Source organism: Jeotgalibacillus soli (genome assembly GCF_000829435.1).
Taxonomy (GTDB): Bacteria; Bacillota; Bacilli; order Bacillales; family Jeotgalibacillaceae; genus Jeotgalibacillus; species Jeotgalibacillus soli.
Genome location: NZ_JXRP01000006.1, coordinates 334255 through 350278 on the forward strand (window position 1 = coordinate 334255; position 16024 = coordinate 350278).

At 39.8% G+C, this 16024-nt stretch carries 20 protein-coding genes; 13 read left to right on the forward strand and 7 right to left on the reverse strand.

Translation table 11 applies throughout. The features are described from left to right. Positions 1–5 precede the first annotated feature (5 nt). From KP78_RS02445 to KP78_RS02465, 5 genes are all read left to right on the forward strand, one after another. Positions 6–1115: a glycoside hydrolase family 88/105 protein gene (locus KP78_RS02445; RefSeq protein ID WP_041085949.1), complete on the forward strand. Its 1110-nt coding sequence runs from the start codon at positions 6–8 to the stop codon at positions 1113–1115. Between the two features lie 102 nt (positions 1116–1217). Continuing rightward, the gene (locus KP78_RS02450; RefSeq protein ID WP_041085951.1) at positions 1218–2516 is read left to right on the forward strand and encodes a Gfo/Idh/MocA family protein; all 1299 of its coding nucleotides are present in this window, start codon (positions 1218–1220) and stop codon (positions 2514–2516) included. Between the two features lie 46 nt (positions 2517–2562). Next, entirely contained in the window at positions 2563–3213 is a 651-nt protein-coding gene (locus KP78_RS02455; RefSeq protein ID WP_052474486.1) for a YesL family protein, read from the forward strand. A 40-nt stretch (positions 3214–3253) separates the two neighbouring features. Further along, positions 3254–4102, forward strand: coding sequence for a sugar phosphate isomerase/epimerase family protein (locus KP78_RS02460; protein ID WP_041085953.1), 849 nt, complete (start codon positions 3254–3256; stop codon positions 4100–4102). A 148-nt stretch (positions 4103–4250) separates the two neighbouring features. Next, the gene (locus tag KP78_RS02465) at positions 4251–4880 is read left to right on the forward strand and encodes a flavodoxin family protein (RefSeq protein WP_041085954.1); all 630 of its coding nucleotides are present in this window, start codon (positions 4251–4253) and stop codon (positions 4878–4880) included. A gap of 35 nt (positions 4881–4915) precedes the next feature. Here the strand turns inward: KP78_RS02465 and KP78_RS02470 are convergent, their stop codons facing one another. Both KP78_RS02470 and KP78_RS02475 read right to left on the reverse strand, forming a co-directional pair. Continuing rightward, positions 4916–5242 carry a DUF4870 domain-containing protein gene (locus tag KP78_RS02470; protein WP_041085956.1) on the reverse strand — a complete coding sequence of 109 codons (327 nt, stop codon included), beginning with the start codon at positions 5240–5242 and terminating at the stop codon, positions 4916–4918. A gap of 122 nt (positions 5243–5364) precedes the next feature. Next, a complete protein-coding gene (locus KP78_RS02475; RefSeq protein WP_041085958.1) occupies positions 5365–6177 on the reverse strand; it encodes a DUF368 domain-containing protein in 813 nt (270 codons plus the stop codon). A gap of 183 nt (positions 6178–6360) precedes the next feature. Between KP78_RS02475 and KP78_RS02480 the strand changes: the two genes are divergently transcribed. Beyond that, positions 6361–7254, forward strand: a complete 894-nt coding sequence (locus tag KP78_RS02480; RefSeq protein WP_041085959.1) for a diacylglycerol/lipid kinase family protein — start codon at positions 6361–6363, stop codon at positions 7252–7254. Between the two features lie 58 nt (positions 7255–7312). On the opposite strand, the gene KP78_RS20240 is transcribed toward KP78_RS02480, so the two are convergent. Further along, a complete protein-coding gene (locus KP78_RS20240) occupies positions 7313–7462 on the reverse strand; it encodes a hypothetical protein (RefSeq protein ID WP_162835563.1) in 150 nt (49 codons plus the stop codon). A gap of 247 nt (positions 7463–7709) precedes the next feature. On the opposite strand from KP78_RS20240, the gene KP78_RS02485 reads away from it, so the two are divergent. Next, positions 7710–8006, forward strand: a complete 297-nt coding sequence (locus tag KP78_RS02485) for a hypothetical protein (RefSeq protein WP_041085960.1) — start codon at positions 7710–7712, stop codon at positions 8004–8006. A gap of 31 nt (positions 8007–8037) precedes the next feature. Continuing rightward, entirely contained in the window at positions 8038–8802 is a 765-nt protein-coding gene (gene yidC, locus KP78_RS02490; RefSeq protein ID WP_052474488.1) for a membrane protein insertase YidC, read from the forward strand. A 252-nt stretch (positions 8803–9054) separates the two neighbouring features. On the opposite strand, the gene KP78_RS02495 is transcribed toward yidC, so the two are convergent. Beyond that, the gene (locus KP78_RS02495; RefSeq protein ID WP_041085962.1) at positions 9055–9624 is read right to left on the reverse strand and encodes a maltose acetyltransferase domain-containing protein; all 570 of its coding nucleotides are present in this window, start codon (positions 9622–9624) and stop codon (positions 9055–9057) included. Between the two features lie 107 nt (positions 9625–9731). Between KP78_RS02495 and KP78_RS02500 the strand changes: the two genes are divergently transcribed. The 3 genes from KP78_RS02500 to KP78_RS02510 all read left to right on the forward strand — a co-directional run bounded on the left by KP78_RS02500 (position 9732) and on the right by KP78_RS02510 (position 11905). Beyond that, positions 9732–10490 (forward strand): SDR family NAD(P)-dependent oxidoreductase, encoded by a 759-nt coding sequence (locus KP78_RS02500; protein WP_041085963.1) that lies wholly within the window; start codon positions 9732–9734, stop codon positions 10488–10490. 293 nt (positions 10491–10783) lie between these two features. Further along, positions 10784–11020: a hypothetical protein gene (locus KP78_RS02505; protein ID WP_235420813.1), complete on the forward strand. Its 237-nt coding sequence runs from the start codon at positions 10784–10786 to the stop codon at positions 11018–11020. A gap of 285 nt (positions 11021–11305) precedes the next feature. Further along, complete coding sequence (locus KP78_RS02510; RefSeq protein ID WP_041085966.1) at positions 11306–11905, forward strand: pyroglutamyl-peptidase I; 600 nt, start codon at positions 11306–11308, stop codon at positions 11903–11905. 170 nt (positions 11906–12075) lie between these two features. Here KP78_RS02510 and KP78_RS02515 read toward each other — a convergent pair whose 3' ends face one another. The 3 genes from KP78_RS02515 to KP78_RS02525 form a co-directional block, all read right to left on the reverse strand. Next, a complete protein-coding gene (locus tag KP78_RS02515; protein ID WP_041085968.1) occupies positions 12076–12261 on the reverse strand; it encodes a hypothetical protein in 186 nt (61 codons plus the stop codon). A gap of 186 nt (positions 12262–12447) precedes the next feature. Then, complete coding sequence (locus KP78_RS02520; protein ID WP_041085970.1) at positions 12448–13587, reverse strand: MFS transporter; 1140 nt, start codon at positions 13585–13587, stop codon at positions 12448–12450. A gap of 245 nt (positions 13588–13832) precedes the next feature. Further along, positions 13833–14249 carry an organic hydroperoxide resistance protein gene (locus KP78_RS02525; protein ID WP_041085972.1) on the reverse strand — a complete coding sequence of 139 codons (417 nt, stop codon included), beginning with the start codon at positions 14247–14249 and terminating at the stop codon, positions 13833–13835. A gap of 188 nt (positions 14250–14437) precedes the next feature. Here KP78_RS02525 and KP78_RS20480 point away from each other — a divergent pair, with 188 nt between their 5' ends. After that, positions 14438–14578, forward strand: coding sequence for a hypothetical protein (locus tag KP78_RS20480; RefSeq protein ID WP_235420814.1), 141 nt, complete (start codon positions 14438–14440; stop codon positions 14576–14578). Further along, positions 14556–16007 (forward strand): PTS mannitol transporter subunit IIBC, encoded by a 1452-nt coding sequence (locus KP78_RS02535; RefSeq protein WP_041085976.1) that lies wholly within the window; start codon positions 14556–14558, stop codon positions 16005–16007. The genes KP78_RS20480 and KP78_RS02535 overlap by 23 nt, the downstream gene beginning before the upstream one ends. Positions 16008–16024: the final 17 nt, after the last annotated feature.

Consider the following 16024-nt stretch of genomic DNA (forward strand, 5'->3'; position numbering starts at 1 on the left):
AATAGATGGTTTCAATAAAAGAAGAAAAGATCAATCAATTCAAAACGACGCTTGACTGGGGGCAGGCTGCCTGTGAAGCATTAATGAAAAAATTCGAGGCACCTTTGCTTCCTCCTGAAAATAAATGGCATTACCACCAGGGTGTATTTCTGTACGGATTGCAAGAACTCTCAGAAAAAAAGAAAGATGATCGATATTCTGCTTATATCAAAGCATATGTAGATAGCTTAATTGATGAAAACGGAAACTTCCTCTTTGACCGTAAAGAACTCGATTCCATTCAAGCAGGACTGCTTTTGTTTGAGATAGAAAAACAGACAACGGATCAGCGCTATAGAATTGCAGCGGATAAACTGTTAGCCATGTTTCCGACCCTTAATAAAACAACGGACGGCGGATATTGGCACAAGGACCGCTATCCGTATCAAATGTGGCTGGACGGGCTGTACATGGGCGGTGTTTTCGCACTTCATTATGGAAAAGAGTACGGGGATCCAAGTTTGCTTGATATGGTTGTAGAGCAGGAAGCGCTTATGCGGAAGCATACGTTTGATGAAGAAACCGGATTGTATTTCCATGCGTGGGATGAAAGCAGAAAGACGCCATGGTCGAATGAGAAAACAGGCAAATCACCAGAGTTTTGGGGAAGAGCTATAGGCTGGTATGGAATGGCGTTGAATGAAATTTTGGAATTTTTACCAGAGGATCATCCTGAACGACCTAAGCTGCTGCAAGCCTTAAGGAATCTTGTGCAAAGTCTAATTAACTATCAGGATGAGGAAACGGGATTGTGGTACCAAGTAGTGGACAAAGGAGATAGGGAGGACAATTGGCTTGAAACATCCTGCTCCAGTCTTTTTGTCTATATGATTGCAAAAGGTGTTAAAAATCAGTTTCTTGACGAAAGCTTAATAGAATTTGCAAAAAAAGGATTTCAAGGGCTAATTGACCAGATTGAATTTACAGAGGATGGTTTATTCGTATTGCCGGGTATTTGTATTGGGACAGGTGTTGGTGATTATGAGCATTATATAAACCGTCCGAAAACGGATAATGACCTTCATGGAGTTGGAGCCTTTGTCCTTGCTTCAGTAGAAATGAGTGAATTTTGGTAATACAAAAGAGGGGGGTATTCCCCTCTTTTGTATTAGTGGGCCACTTGATCTTTTATAAAAAGGAAGAGCTTGCAAAATCGGTTAATAATGGAGTGATACATGATGAAAAAATATGCTGTTTGCGGAGTAAGTAAACGCGCTATAGGGATGTTTATAAAACCGATGCTAGAAACTTTTTCGGACACGAGCGAGTTAGTGGGATTGTTAGATAACGATGCAAAGCGTTTTTCAGTCTGTAAACAGCAATTTCCGGAAGTTGAACATGTTCACGAGTACGATGAGAGCCAATTTGAACAAATGATTTTAGATACAAAACCGGATGTCATCATCGTGACAGGCCGTGACGATACTCATATTAATTATATTTTACAAGCGCTGGTGCATGATCTGGATGTCATCACGGAAAAACCAATGGCGACAACAGCTGAAGATTGTAAAAGGATTATGGATGCGGAGTTATCCAGTAAAGGAAAGGTCACGGTAACATTCAATTATCGCTACAGTCCCTTTCACACTAAAATTAAAGAACAGATCCTAGAGGGGAAAATCGGCCGAATCACATCCATTGATTTAAACTGGTATATCGATACATACCATGGCTCAAGCTACTTCCAAAGATGGAACAGATTAAGAAAATTCTCGGGTGGTCTTTCCATTCACAAAAGCTCGCATCATTTTGATTTAGTCAACTGGTGGATCGGGCAGAAGCCTGTTGAGGTCTTTGCTTTTGGTGCATTAAACTACTATGGTCCTGACAGTGAGCTTAACCCGAAAAGCAAGGAAGAGGACGGCTTTTATTGCGGAACCTGTAAGGTTAGGGATCATTGCGACTACTATTCAAGGTGGAATTCAAGAAGTGACAATATCATGGTAAAAGATGATCATATCGATTCAAGCACACGCAAAACAGAAGTCTATACGAATTATCGTCCGGATCAATGTGTTTTTGATTCAGAGATCGAAATTGAGGATACATATACCGCTACCGTCAAATATGATAAAGGTGCCTTACTAAGCTACTCGATTAATTTTTCATTGCCTTATGAGGGCTATCGTTTAGCGATCAATGGTACAAAAGGAAGGATTGAAACGACAGAATATCACGAACCAACACGTGTGCCGTTTCCATTCCCTGAGCAAACGATCGATTACTACCCGCTGTTTGGATCAAAAGAAACGATTCACGTGGTTAAGCGGGAAGGAGGACACGGAGGAGGAGATCCGGTTCTGCAAGAAGATCTGTTCCTTGGCATTAATCCAGTCCGTCCCTACAACATATTATCTGGGAGTGAAGATGGAGCTTATGCCATTGCTATGGGAGAAGCGGTTTGGAAATCTGCAAATGAAAACCGGCCGATCACGATCGAAAGCTTATTGAATCCATCATCTGTAGCTACGTAATAAAACTTATGACTTTGGCGTTAATTGGAAGGAGATCTTACCTGCTATGGATACATTTATACGGGGAGCCTACACGTTCTGTAAAGCATTAACCCATCTTTTTTATATCAATCTATTATGGATTGCTTTCACTCTTTTAGGGGGAGTGGTATTAGGCTTTATGCCAAGTACTGTAGCACTTTATACAGTAGCAAGGAAATTTCTGACTGGAGAAGATGATATCCCTATCTTTAAAACGTTCTGGAAAGCCTTTCGAAGTGAATTTCTACGCAGTAATCTAATGGGTTCCCTCTTGCTGGCAGGCAGCTTGCTATGGTATGTGGATTTTATCATCTTCCGGGGAATGGATAGTGGTTTCTCGCAAATTTTAAGTCAGGTCATGATTGTCATCGGATTTATTTACTTTATTTTACTGCTTTATATCTTCCCTGTTTATGTTCATTATGATAAGAAATTTTTTCAATATTTTAAGATGGCACTCATGATCGGTCTTTTGCAGCCAATGAGTCTTATGCTTATGCTCGTTGGAACCGTACTTAATTATTATTTTTTTATGTATTTTCAAGGATTTATTCCATTGGTAGGAGCCAGTCTTTTCTGCTACCTCAATATGTGGATCGCGCTTAAAAGCTTTCAAACAATAGAAAATAAGAGCATCAGGATAAAGCAGCATTACGCTAAGGAGATGCTGAGGTGATCATCCATCCTGCCATACAAAATGCAAGGAGGAGAAGAAGTTGTCAGTTGGAGTTTTAGCCCATTTATTCGGGAGGATGCCATATAAGGAGCTTGCTCATACCGTTGGATTGCATGGCTTCAAGCATGTACAGCTGGCATTATGGAAAGCAATTGATGATGTCGATTTTAGTGAAGCTGGAAGACTGAGTCCAGGGCTCGCGAGAAATATTGCTGAAGAATTTCATAAAAATGATGTATCGATTTCGATATTGGGCTGCTATGTACACTTATTTGATCGGAATGAGGAGAAAAGGCGAAGAAATGTTGCACGATTTAAAGAGCTCATTGTCTATGCACGATGCTTTGGAGCGACGACAGTGGCCGCAGAAACCGGGAAGCTTCCCTTAAATGATTTTTCCAAACAAGACCGGGCTGCCTTGAGAGCTTCTTTAGAAGAACTGATAGAGGAAGCAGAAAAATGGGGGATCTTTATTGGATTGGAACCTGCGAATGATCACTTGATCGGAACGGCTCCAGCATTAAAACAAATGCTTGATGAGGTCCCTTCTTCACATCTAGGTGTAGTGCTGGATCCAGGGAATTTAATCACGTTGGAGAATATTCATCATCAGGATCAAGTCATTGAAGAGGCATTTACTCTTCTTGGAAAACGAGTTGTCGGTGCCCATGCCAAGGACCGAATGTTGATGGAGGATGGTGCGATTCAAACCGTTACACCAGGGAAAGGACAGTTGAATTATCTATTATTCTTAACGCTGTTACATCAGTATAAACCGCAGTGCGACATTATTTTGGAAGCAACCAAGCCAGAACAGATGAAGGAAACGAAGGTTTATGTTGAAAGGCTTCAGCAGCAGGTGCGCGAGGCTGGAATGTTAAAGAATTAAATAAGAATCCCAAAAAACAAAAAGGCTGGGTTTGTTTTTTGGGGTTTTTATTTTTCTTTGCCAGCTCAGGTTAAGAATTCTCCCGATTTTTGCTTAACTTTCTTCTATATGGGGAATAGGAAGGAGAAGTATAGAGGGGGAATAAGGTATGGCAATCATCAAAGCACTCTTCTTAAACGGTTCATTAAAAACAAGCGAGGAAGCTTCTAATACAGATGCTTTAATACAAAAAGCAAACGAAATATATGAGGAAAATGGTGTTTCAGCTGAAACCATTCGCTTGGCGGATTATTCGATAGCGCTTGGCATCTCAGATGATATGGGTGATAGGGATGAGTGGCCAAAGATTTTTGAGAAAGTAAAGGAAGCGGATATTTTAATTATGGCCACACCTCTTTGGCTGGGAGAAAAAAGCAGTCTCACAACGCTTGCCATCGAACGCTTGTATGGAGGAAGCAGCCTGACGAATGAAAAGGGTCAAGCTATCTATTACAATAAGATTGGCGGAGCCATTATAACAGGAAATGAAGATGGAGCGAAGCATGCAGCAGCCTCAATATTATATGGACTATCTCATCTTGGCTTCACCATCCCTCCAAATGTTGATACCTATTGGGTAGGGGAGGCTGGACCAGGTCCATCCTACATAGAGGCAATGGAAAACGGATCAAATTCTTTTACGGACCAGCATGTGAAGTTGCTTGCTTACAATACGATGCACTTCGCACGTCTTCTAAAAGAACATCCAATTCCTGAAGAAGGAAATACAGCAGAATAAAAAATCGGGCTGAAGCTGCTCAACCCGATTTTCCATTAGCTAAAAAACTTAATCACTAAGGGAATTCTGTATTTTTCACCTTGATACGCTTTGATTCCGGCAAGAATGGTAAAAACGATCATTAGTATCGTAAGAACACCGGTTAGTATAAAACCGATTCCAATGAACATTAAAAATCCGGCGACTGCCTGGTAAAGGAAATAGCTGATCACAAAATTGGTGTACTCTTTGCCGTGATAGTTGATATAGTCAGAATCACGCTTCAGAAACCAAATAATCGCAGGTGCTATTATCGCTGTTAAAAAGCTCAGGAAATACATGAGGCTTGCAAATAATCGGTCTTGTGAGCTTGGTGTATGCATCGTTGTCCGCCTCCTTTTTATTTATATACGTTCTAAAAGAGTAAAATGTTTCATGAAGATCATCATTATTCATTAAAAAAAATCCCCGCTTCATTCAAAAGGGGAATCTGCATTTATGAAAATTATCCTTTGTCACCTAGCTTAACAGCTGAAATTAAGCCAAGCAATAACGCCAAGATCGACAGCATGACATTAGAGAGCGTCAGTGTTAATCCTGGATATACGACAAATAGCGAACCAAAAACGAGTCCAATGATAATCGCATACATCATCACCGGAAACCTGCTCAATAAGTAGCGGATCCCTTTACTGCTTATGATAAACCCAGTAGCAACTCCTGCACCAATCACAAGAATCAGTGGAATATTAAGAGTGGAAACAGCGTTTAGCGCCGTTGGATAAACCCCGATAATAAGCAGGACAAACGATCCGCTGATTCCAGGCAAAAGCATGGCCATACTTGCCAGCCAGCCAGCAAAATAAAGTCCAATATAGGTTAAAAACGTTAAGTTTTCCATTGGACTGCCATCTTCAGCCGGTCTGAAAAAGACCATACAAGCGACTAAAATGGCACTAATCACTAAAGCAATCACATGCTTTGATTTAAAGTTTTCACGGTAATTTGATTCCTTCAGCAAAAATGGAAGGATACCAAGGATTAACCCAAGAAAAAAGAAGTTTGTCGGCTGGGGATAGGAAACAAGCAGCCATTCGACGATCCGGCTTAATAAAATAATTGCCGTGATCATTCCAACACCAATAGTTGCTAAAAAAACAAAATGCTTCTTCCATTCTTTGCTGATAATATTGCTAATCCCATTTATAAACTGATCATAGATTCCTAGTATGACAGCAATGGTTCCACCACTTACTCCTGGAATGAGATCGGCGGTTCCCATTGCCATTCCACGGAAAAGATTTCTCCAATCAAACATGTATCTAGCTCCTTTATAAAAGTGTATTTACTTTAAATACTTTGTTCACATAATCACGTTTTTCATTATACGCGAAGTCCTATTATTTTTCATGATGGATTGGCTATAAAGAGGAAGAAGATAAAAGGAATTGACGATTTTTTGTCAAATAACCAAATAAACAGTCTAAAGGAGGAAGATCTAATGAAAAAAGCGATGCTGATCGCCAACCCCTCTTCGGGTAAAGAAGAGGCAAGAAAATATATGGATAGCGTAATGGAAGTCTTGTCCTCTCTAGGCTATGAAGGAACTGTTTGTGAAACGGTAAAAGAAGGGGATGCCACTCGTTTTGCCGAACAGGCCTGTGAAAAGAAATATGATGCAGTCGTTTCAATGGGTGGAGACGGAACGCTTAATGAAACAATTTCGGGTTTAGCAGAAAAGGATCACAAGCCGACACTTGGAATTATTCCGCTTGGCACAGTGAATGATTTTGCGCGTGCATTGTCCATACCGATGGAACCTGAAGAAGCCATTGAAATGCTCCGTGATGCTGATAAACGTATGGTTGACATCGGCAAAGTAAACGATCAGTATTTCATGAATATCATTGCACTTGGCGGAATTGCAGAAGCAACGTTTGGTGTTTCAGTCGAACAGAAAACGAAGCTTGGCCCGCTTGCATATATGATTGAAGGATTTAAAACGATAAAGGAGAAAGAACCTTTTGATGTGAAACTGAAACATGAGCAAGGTGAATGGGAGGGAGAAGCCTTTTTAGTATTGCTCGCATTGACGAATTCCGTCGGCGGGTTTGAAAAAATAGCCCCTCAGGCCAAAGTAAATGATGGTAAGCTGCACTGTTTTATTGTAAAAAATGTATCTATTGTTAAGCTGGTTTCTGTTGTAACATCCTTGGCGAAGGGTGAAATGGAAGAGGATGAGAACGTAGAATATATCACGACTTCTGAAGTCGAGTTTTCTTCCTCTAAAGATCTTATTGCCAATGTAGATGGTGATGAAGGAGATCATGTTCCTCTTGCTATTCAAGTGCTGGAACGCCACATTCCTGTATTCGTTTCGAACACAAATCAATAAGATCAAAAAAACCTTTTCCTTCTGTTTTGGAAAAGGTTTTTTTGATCTTATGATTAAATCATTTTCTGTTACTAGGAGCAGATGGCGGCTGCTTCTTTTGATCACTTGATAGCTTCTTTACTGTATCCATGGCTTTTTGTGCCATTGCCTTTGTCTGCTCAGGGTTGTCCTTTGCATATTTAATGGCTTTTTTAAAAAGGTTTTTCATGGTCATTCTCCTTTTCTAAATAAGATAGTTATGTTAAAAGTCCATTGTTGATTTTTGCAGAGCGTTGATTGGAGCGTGTGTGCGAAACTTCTGCGGGCAGAAGCGGAATCAACAGACACGTTTAACAAAAGCCAATAAGATAAAAAGATGGATGTATCCTATTGTAAAATATATTAGCATTCTTTGCATTTCTTTTCCCTAATGATGTATACTTCAATCAACTTATAAAAAATGGGAGTTTACCATTATGGATTTAATATTTCAAGCGTTAGTGGAATCCCTGCATGAAGGAACGCTGCCACTCGCTTTTGTGATTATTTGGATATGGCGTTGGGACCGGCCTTTTATGGTGCAGGGTATGAGCAGTGACTGGTCTCATCGTGAGATTTATGTTCCTGCTGTTAGAGGGAAGAATACAGGCGAACTAGGCGCAATTGAAGCCTATTCCGGACGTATGCAGCTTGTAAAATCAGTTAAGCGCAAAGATTGTCCGGACGATTCTGACGACGCACAGTCATCACCCTTTTTTCTTAGAGCATTTTAATTAAAAAAGGAAAAGGACTGGTGACATACTAGTGAAGAAGCTAACAATTTTATTAATAGGAACATTTGCAACGATCTTATTAACAGGCTGTGCAAGCGTTCAAAATGAAACAGGGTTTTTCTATGATTGGTTTGTGCGTCCATTTGAAATTGCCATTGTTGAAATTGGGAACTTTTTTAACGGAAATTTTGGATTATCCATCATCATTATCACGCTGATTATTCGACTGATTTTAATGCCTTTTATGCTTAGAACCTATCGAAATCAACAGGTGATGAAAGAGAAAATGGAAGTGCTAAAACCGGAAATGGAAGAGATTCAAAAACGATTGAAAGCGACTGAATCCAAAGAAGAGCAAATGAAAATTCAGCAGGAAATGATGGGGCTTTACCGTAAGCATGGGGTGAACCCATTGAATATGGGGTGTTTGCCGCTTATTATCCAAATGCCAGTTCTAATGGGACTTTATTTTGCCATTTCTTATTCAGAGGAAATTGCGACACACTCATTTCTTTGGTTTAGCCTTGGTTCACCTGATATGATCATGACATTGATCGCTGGTGTGGTGTATTTTGTTCAGGGTTATGTAACATTGAATAATCTTCCGGAAGCACAGCGCAACCAGATGAAGATTATTACGTACATTTCACCCATTATGATTATGTTTATTTCATTTTCTGCACCAGCTGCATTACCGCTGTATTGGGCAGTTGGCGGTGCGTTCCTAATTATTCAAACATTGATCGGGCAAAAATACTATCGTAACAATCCAGAGAAAGCACTGGAAAATAATTAAGAAATGGGTAAGCTGCCTTTTGAGTAGCTTACCCTTTTTTTATTTAAGATAATCTGTTGAAAATTGCCTGTTGATTTCCGCTGCATGCATTCGCTTTCCGCTCCAATTAATATCGAAAAAAATATGGTCTTAAAAAAAGATAGTGGAATCAAATTTCATTTTCAAGATACCATTCAAGCATTCGATTTTATTAATAGAAAGTATATATAGCTTTTTCAGCCCAAAAAGTTGCCCCAATCGTGAAAACACTGGTTAGCTGTTTTTTACCTCAATTTCTTTGATGACGTGCGCTGGATTCCCGCCAACGACCACATTAGATGGAATATCCTTTGTAACGACAGCTCCTGAAGCCACGACGACGTTATCGCCAATGGTGACACCAGGGTTAATAACAGCTCGTCCTCCGATCCATACATTGTCGCCAATCGTAACAGGCTTAGCGAATTCATACCCACTATTTCTTTCTGCAGGATCAAGAGGATGTGTAGCGGTATAAATATGTACACCAGGAGCTAATGAACAATGCTTTCCAATTCTCACTTCACATACATCTAATATGACACAGTCAAAATTTGCATAAAAGTAGTCTTCTACATGAATGTTGTAGCCATAGTCACATCTGAAGGTGGGTTCAATGTAGAAGTGATCTCCGGTTGAACCAAGCAATGTCTTTAATAGCTGCTCTCGTTTTTTTGTATCCGTCTCAAGTGTTTCATTAAATTCTCTAGTTAGCTTTCGAGCGTGAAGCCGTTCATTAACTAATATTTCATCGCCAGCAAAATATAATTCTCCTGCCAGCATTTTTTCCTTCTCTGATTTCATTTAAATTCCCCCTTTATACTTATCATATATTAAAAGTTCAATCATTAGTAAAAGATGGGAAAGATTCGTTATAATAGCAAGGAAATAGCGTAAACAGGAGGGGTATGATGAAACAGGCGATCGTAACAGGTGCTTCAAAAGGTCTTGGAGCTGGAATTGCTTATCATTTACTTATGGAAGGGATCAATATTGTAGACCTATCTCGATCTGGAAATACAGAGATAAAAGCATTAGCTGAAAAAAAAAGCCTTACTTATAAGCATGAGGCCATTGATATAAGCTCCACTCAACAGACACTCCAATTTTTTGAAAGCTGGTTTAATAACTTAAAAGATGACCGGCCAGAGGAGCTTTATTTAATCCATAATGCTGGAACAGTGGACCCGATTGACACAGTAGGCCACCTCGATCCAAATTCTGTGGAGAGAAGTGTTCATCTTAATTACATTACCCCGATGGTTGTAACCAATTTGGCTTTCAAGCGCTCTTCAGAGCTTGATATTTCGTTAATAGTCGTTAACATTACATCAGGTGCCGCGGATAAACCGAACCATGGCTGGAGTGTGTATGGAAGTACAAAAGCGGGATTGAATCTTTTTACAGAAACCGCTGCGCTTGAGCAAAAGGAGAAGCAGACGAGACACACGATTATTTCCTTTAGTCCAAGTATAATGGACACCGAAATGCAGCAGGTCATTCGGTCCTCATCTGAATCTGCGTTTTCCCAGGTGTCACGCTTCCAAAAATATAAGGATAAGGGTGAACTTCGCCAGCCAAATGATGTAGGCAAGGCACTTGTCACACTGCTAATGAATGAACCATTGGAAAACGGTAAGCTTTATCATATTAATGATCTATTGCCGTGAAAATAAGGAAACATCTTTTTATGTATGAAAGGATTCAAGCTGATGCTTGAATTCTTTTCTTTTATAAAAGGCTGTTTATTTTTGGACTTAAAAGAAAAACAACAATAAGAAGAAATTAAATTTAGAAAACTTTGTTATAAGTGTCATTATTCCTTAATTAATCTTAACCATAATGCAATGTTAGACCTGTTTAGTGTTAATTTGACGGGGGAAATAGTAAATAGGAGAATAAATATTTTATCGTAGAAGCAATAAAAAATTCTCAAATTAGAAAGGAAAATGTTATTATGGACATGAAAAAATGGATGCAAGTTGGTGCCGCAGGTATTTTAAGCTTTGGTGTATTAGCAGCTTGTGGAGATGATATGGAGGAACCGGTGGATGACGCGGATATTGATATGAATGAAGAAGCTCCGATAGATCAAAATGATGATGGGATGGAGAATAATGACACAACAGATGATACGACAGACGACAATACTGATGCAGAAGATGAAGCGGACATGGAAGACGAAGATAGTGAATCGTAACAGAATAAAACCTATAGAGGCTCACTCATAATTATGATTTTATGGGGAGTCTCTTTTTTATTTAGCTACGTTAAAGTCCATTGTTGATTTTTACACGGCGTTGATTGTAAAGTAAGACGCGAGACTCCTGTGTGCTGAAGCGGAAATCAACAGACACGTTTAACAAAGCCTTTTATTTGAAGAGAGATCATCATGAGCAGATGGAGTACGCTGTCTGGAAGATCTCTTTTTATTATAAAAGGCTGTTCTGCTATGATATAGTTTTACATAAGGAGTGTGAATAATATGAAAAAACTGTTACTAACAGGATTTGAGCCATTTTTGAAGTTTGCAATAAACCCTACAATGGAGATTGTAAAGGCGCTTGATGGACAAGAGATAAATGGTTATACCATCGTTGGCCGTATTATGAGTGTGGATTTTGCTGCTTCTGGTAAGGAAATTCTTAATTATTATGAAGAAGTTCAGCCGGATGCTGTTATTTCTCTAGGCTTGGCTGGTGGACGCGCAAATATTTCACCCGAGAGAATCGCGATAAACTGCAATGAAGGAGAGGTTGATAATAACGGCTACTCACCTTCTGGAGAAAAAATTATTGAGACCGGACCAGACGGACTTTTTACTACGCTGCCCATTCAAGACATGGTGGAACGAATGAAGGAAGCAGGTTTTCCTGCTAAGATTTCGAATACTGCAGGCACCTATTTATGCAATCATGTAATGTACCAAATGCTTTATAGGCTGCAGCAGGAAAAAAGAGAAATTCCTGCAGGGTTTATACATATCCCAGCTTCGCATGCTCTTGCAATCGATTTTGGCAAAATTCCAAGCTGGTCTCAAAATGACCTGAATATGGCTGTGAAAGAAGCCATTCACGCTTTATAAGAAGCTTCTTGTTGTCCATCTATCATTGAAGATAGATGGACAACAAGCTGTTCTATTGTGCTGAAGAGTGATGCCAAGCGCATATTGACGATCTATGCAGTCATTTTGACTCGCATTTCCATCCCCCTGTGCTTGCAGCGTCAATGGTTTCTATAAGCCCTAACGTTCTGCTACATATTGTTTTCTCTGTTCTTTAAATTATCTATTCTTTTCTTTGCCAGCTGCAATTGCTGTTCAACGTAATCCAAAGATCGAATAAAGTCTTCTTGATCTTTTTTGCATCGAAGGGACAATGTCTGATCAAGTTTATTAATCAGCTTATTTAACATCGAAGTCCTGACTATCCTTCTTCTCATCCGTTCACCCTCCTAATGGTTATTGGGCATATTCGGATCTCTAGCTGCAGGCTAACTGAGGTTTAATAAAAAGCACAATATAATCATGTAATTCCCGCATTATGAAAGTTCAAACTATAGAGTTTTTTGTAAATCCAAGCGTGTAAATGAAAAAACAGATCTTGGATTAGTAAGATCGGCTTTTGATTATAACGTTTTGCGCATCTTCAACCAAAAGGCTAATAATATAGCTGGAAATACCGAGATCCCCATTCCTAGGAAGGCCATACCAGAAGAAATGTCGTATAAGTATCCCCCAACAAAAGTGAGCAAAGCAGCACTTAATCCCATACCAAGTGAAGCATAGACGCCTTGAGCGGTTGGAATCAGCTCTTTGTCGACAACTCGATATAAATAACGAATAAAGGCATAGTGTGCAAGGCCAAATGTGATCGAGTGAAAAGCTTGCGTGATCATAAAGATCCAAAGGGATGGAAAAAGTCCAATTAAAACCCATCGAATGACCGAGCCAATCCCGGCGATAACAAACATAGAAGAAATAGGCGTGTTTTTTAGTAAACGGTCTGCTAAGGCGAAGAAGAGAATTTCAGATAATACAGCTATATTTAAAATAAAGCCAATATAAAAACTGGAAACCCCAAGCTCCTGCAAGTATAAGAAACCATAATTATAGTAAGAGGCGTGTGCACCTTGAATAATAATACATATACTCATGACAATAGCAAAACCCGGCGTTGCTAAAACGGCTCGATACGTGCCGTTTTGGTTACTTACACGCTCGTGCAGCACATCGGGGGATCGTCTAAATGAGGCTAAAATAATCAGTCCACTCCCAATCAGCATCATTGTCAAAATAGAGGACTCAGACCAAATTGCAGTTGTGATCCCAATTAGAATTAAGCCTGTTGTATAACCGATGGATCCCCATGAACGGCTTCGCCCATAGTGTATTTGGTGCGTTCTCATTAATAGCGAAGCGTTGCTTTCCATTAGCGGCAGCATATTTGGATAAAACAAACTAAAGAGAATCATGACGATTAATAGTCCTATAAAAGAATCAATTGGTATAAATAATAATAGTAGTCCTGTTGAAACGACCGGTAAGATCTTCATTAACTGAGCTAAGCTAAACCGTTTACTTAAGGCCGGAAAAAAGAATAGAGTAGAAAAGGAGCGTGCAATCATACCTGCTGCAATGATTGAGCTAGCTGCTGCAACGGTAAGCTCTTTTTCTGAGACAAGCCATGCCGTCCAATAGGGGATAAAAATCCCCCAGGTGAAAAAGAAGGTAAAAAAATTGGTTGATAACCAAGTTTGGTGCTTCACGATGTATCACTCCATAACTGCGTTCGTCTTGTAACCGTTCCCTAGTATACCAGAAATAAGGAAACCACACTAAAAAACGTATAAATAGGATTTAAAGCTTCGTATTAAACTGCTGCAGTTTGTGATAGATCACTGGTAGATGTGAAATATCAGTGAAAAGCTTGCTCCTAATGAAACCGTCCTTAATCATATAAAAAAGCTGCACCTGTTTAGGAGCAGCTTCTAATGTTATATTCCAACTGTATTTATTCTGCAGTTACACTTAATGCGACTTCAATGTTTCCGCGAGTGGCTTTTGAATAAGGGCAGAAGTCATGCGCTTTTCCTACAAGCTCTTCAGCTTCTTCTTGGCTGACCCCGCTTATTTTGACTTCAAGTTTTGCAGAGATTTTAAATCCGTTATCTTCAGGATCTTTCTCCAGGCTTACATGAGCTGTTGTTTCAGAAGAAATATCTTTTTTTGCATTTTTGGCCATGAGGTTAAGTGCACCATCAAAGCATGATGCATAACCAGCAGCAAATAGTTGCTCAGGGTTTGATTTCCCTTCCGTACTTTGTCCACTACCTGGCATAGCGAGATCTAATTGAATCACATCATCGGATGATCTTACATGTCCATTACGTCCACCTTTTGCGGTTGCTGCTGATGTTAAAATTGCCATTCTCTCATCTCCTCTTTCGATTGTGGATAGCAAGCAAATCTAAATGCTTCCTATTCAGTATATTGTGACCAATAAGTAAATGCAAGCGATGCAAACTATTGTATATATTCTCATTTTCGGTTCATGATAAACATGTGAAAAGGCTTATTGTTGTTAGAAAAGATAAGGATTGCGATGCAATAACTGAAATGGCAACAATAGCATTGACAAAGACGAAGTTAGATTATGTTGAGAAAGACTTGGAAGCGCTTTATGATGTGGATAAGAAAGTTGCTTTACATTATAAAGCGATGAGGAGGAAACAAAATGCAAGAGGCAACCACTACTGAAAAATCAGGGATTCGAGCGAGAGTACAGCGTTTCGGATCGTTTTTAAGCGGCATGATCATGCCGAATATCGGTGCATTCATTGCATGGGGATTAATTACAGCTTTATTTATTCCGACGGGCTGGTGGCCAAATGAAAGATTAGCCGAGCTTGTGGGGCCAATGATCACCTATCTATTGCCTCTGCTAATCGGTTTTACTGGTGGACGAATGGTTTTTGGAATTCGAGGCGGAGTCGTTGGGGCAGTTGCGACGATGGGGGTAATTGTAGGGGCAGACATTCCGATGTTCCTTGGCGCAATGGTAATGGGGCCGCTTGGCGGTTACGTTATCAAGAAGATTGATGAAGCTTTAGATGGACATATCCCACAAGGGTTTGAAATGCTCATTAATAATTTCACAGCTGGAATTTCAGCTGCAGCTTTAGCTATTGTAGGCTTGCTTGGAGTAGGTCCGGTCGTACTTGGATTAACTGGATTATTATCTTCAGGTGTAGAAGCTTTAGTAAATGCGGGACTTTTACCATTATTAAGCCTTTTCATTGAACCGGGGAAAGTTTTATTCTTGAATAACGCAATTAATCAAGGGATTCTTACACCGCTCGGGGCTGAACAGGCAGCTGATGCGGGTAAATCCATTCTTTTCTTACTGGAAACAAACCCTGGTCCTGGACTTGGGATCCTATTAGCTTATATGATATTTGGCAAGGGCATGGCTAGACAATCTGCTCCTGGTGCTACAATTATTCACTTCTTTGGGGGGATTCACGAAATTTACTTCCCTTACATTTTAATGAAACCAGTACTGTTACTTGCAGTTATTGCTGGTGGCGCGAGTGGTATTTTTACATTCTCACTATTCGATGCAGGTTTGCGTTCGGTACCATCTCCTGGAAGCATCATTGCTTTGTTGGCGTTAACACCTCAAGGTAACTTTGCAGGAGTTATTTTAGGTGTATTAGTCGCAACCATTGTGTCGTTTGTCATCGCATCTTTATTCCTTCGTTTGTCAAAAGCATCTGATGAAGAAGATCTAGGTGAAGCAACGGCTAAGATGGAAGCGATGAAAGGGAAGAAAAGTCAAGCATCTGCTCACCTTTCAGCAGCGTCTTCGGGAACGGCAATAACTGAAAAGAGCCAAGAAATTACGAAAGAAAACGTTCGGAAAATCATCTTTGCTTGTGATGCCGGTATGGGGTCAAGTGCAATGGGAGCTTCTTTGCTCAAAAATAAAATGAAAAAAGAAGGTCTATCTTTTGATGTATCGAATACAGCGATCAATCAAATTCCAGATGATGCTGACTTAGTTATAACACATAAAGATTTAACAGAACGTGCAAAAGCGAAGAAGCCTGATGCGATTCACGTATCTGTCGAAAACTTTTTAAGCAGCCCAAAATATGATGAAATCATTCAGGACTTGAAAAAATAAAAGTGGACGGAGGTGCT

Bases quoted from the DNA above. Each gene is read 5' to 3' on its own strand.
- KP78_RS02510 (WP_041085966.1), top strand. From the start codon at position 11,306: ATGAAAAAACTGTTACTAACAGGATTTGAGCCATTTTTGAAGTTTGCA.
- KP78_RS02480 (WP_041085959.1), top strand. From the start codon at position 6,361: ATGAAAAAAGCGATGCTGATCGCCAACCCCTCTTCGGGTAAAGAAGAG.
- KP78_RS02505 (WP_235420813.1), top strand. From the start codon at position 10,784: ATGAAAAAATGGATGCAAGTTGGTGCCGCAGGTATTTTAAGCTTTGGT.
- KP78_RS02450 (WP_041085951.1), top strand. From the start codon at position 1,218: ATGAAAAAATATGCTGTTTGCGGAGTAAGTAAACGCGCTATAGGGATG.
- KP78_RS02495 (WP_041085962.1), bottom strand. From the start codon at position 9,624: ATGAAATCAGAGAAGGAAAAAATGCTGGCAGGAGAATTATATTTTGCT.
- KP78_RS20480 (WP_235420814.1), top strand. From the start codon at position 14,438: ATGGCAACAATAGCATTGACAAAGACGAAGTTAGATTATGTTGAGAAA.
- KP78_RS02455 (WP_052474486.1), top strand. From the start codon at position 2,563: ATGGATACATTTATACGGGGAGCCTACACGTTCTGTAAAGCATTAACC.
- KP78_RS20240 (WP_162835563.1), bottom strand. From the start codon at position 7,462: ATGAAAAACCTTTTTAAAAAAGCCATTAAATATGCAAAGGACAACCCT.
- KP78_RS02470 (WP_041085956.1), bottom strand. From the start codon at position 5,242: ATGCATACACCAAGCTCACAAGACCGATTATTTGCAAGCCTCATGTAT.
- KP78_RS02535 (WP_041085976.1), top strand. From the start codon at position 14,556: ATGCAAGAGGCAACCACTACTGAAAAATCAGGGATTCGAGCGAGAGTA.
- KP78_RS02465 (WP_041085954.1), top strand. From the start codon at position 4,251: ATGGCAATCATCAAAGCACTCTTCTTAAACGGTTCATTAAAAACAAGC.
- KP78_RS02475 (WP_041085958.1), bottom strand. From the start codon at position 6,177: ATGTTTGATTGGAGAAATCTTTTCCGTGGAATGGCAATGGGAACCGCC.
- KP78_RS02445 (WP_041085949.1), top strand. From the start codon at position 6: ATGGTTTCAATAAAAGAAGAAAAGATCAATCAATTCAAAACGACGCTT.
- KP78_RS02500 (WP_041085963.1), top strand. From the start codon at position 9,732: ATGAAACAGGCGATCGTAACAGGTGCTTCAAAAGGTCTTGGAGCTGGA.
- KP78_RS02525 (WP_041085972.1), bottom strand. From the start codon at position 14,249: ATGGCAATTTTAACATCAGCAGCAACCGCAAAAGGTGGACGTAATGGA.
- KP78_RS02515 (WP_041085968.1), bottom strand. From the start codon at position 12,261: ATGAGAAGAAGGATAGTCAGGACTTCGATGTTAAATAAGCTGATTAAT.
- KP78_RS02485 (WP_041085960.1), top strand. From the start codon at position 7,710: ATGGATTTAATATTTCAAGCGTTAGTGGAATCCCTGCATGAAGGAACG.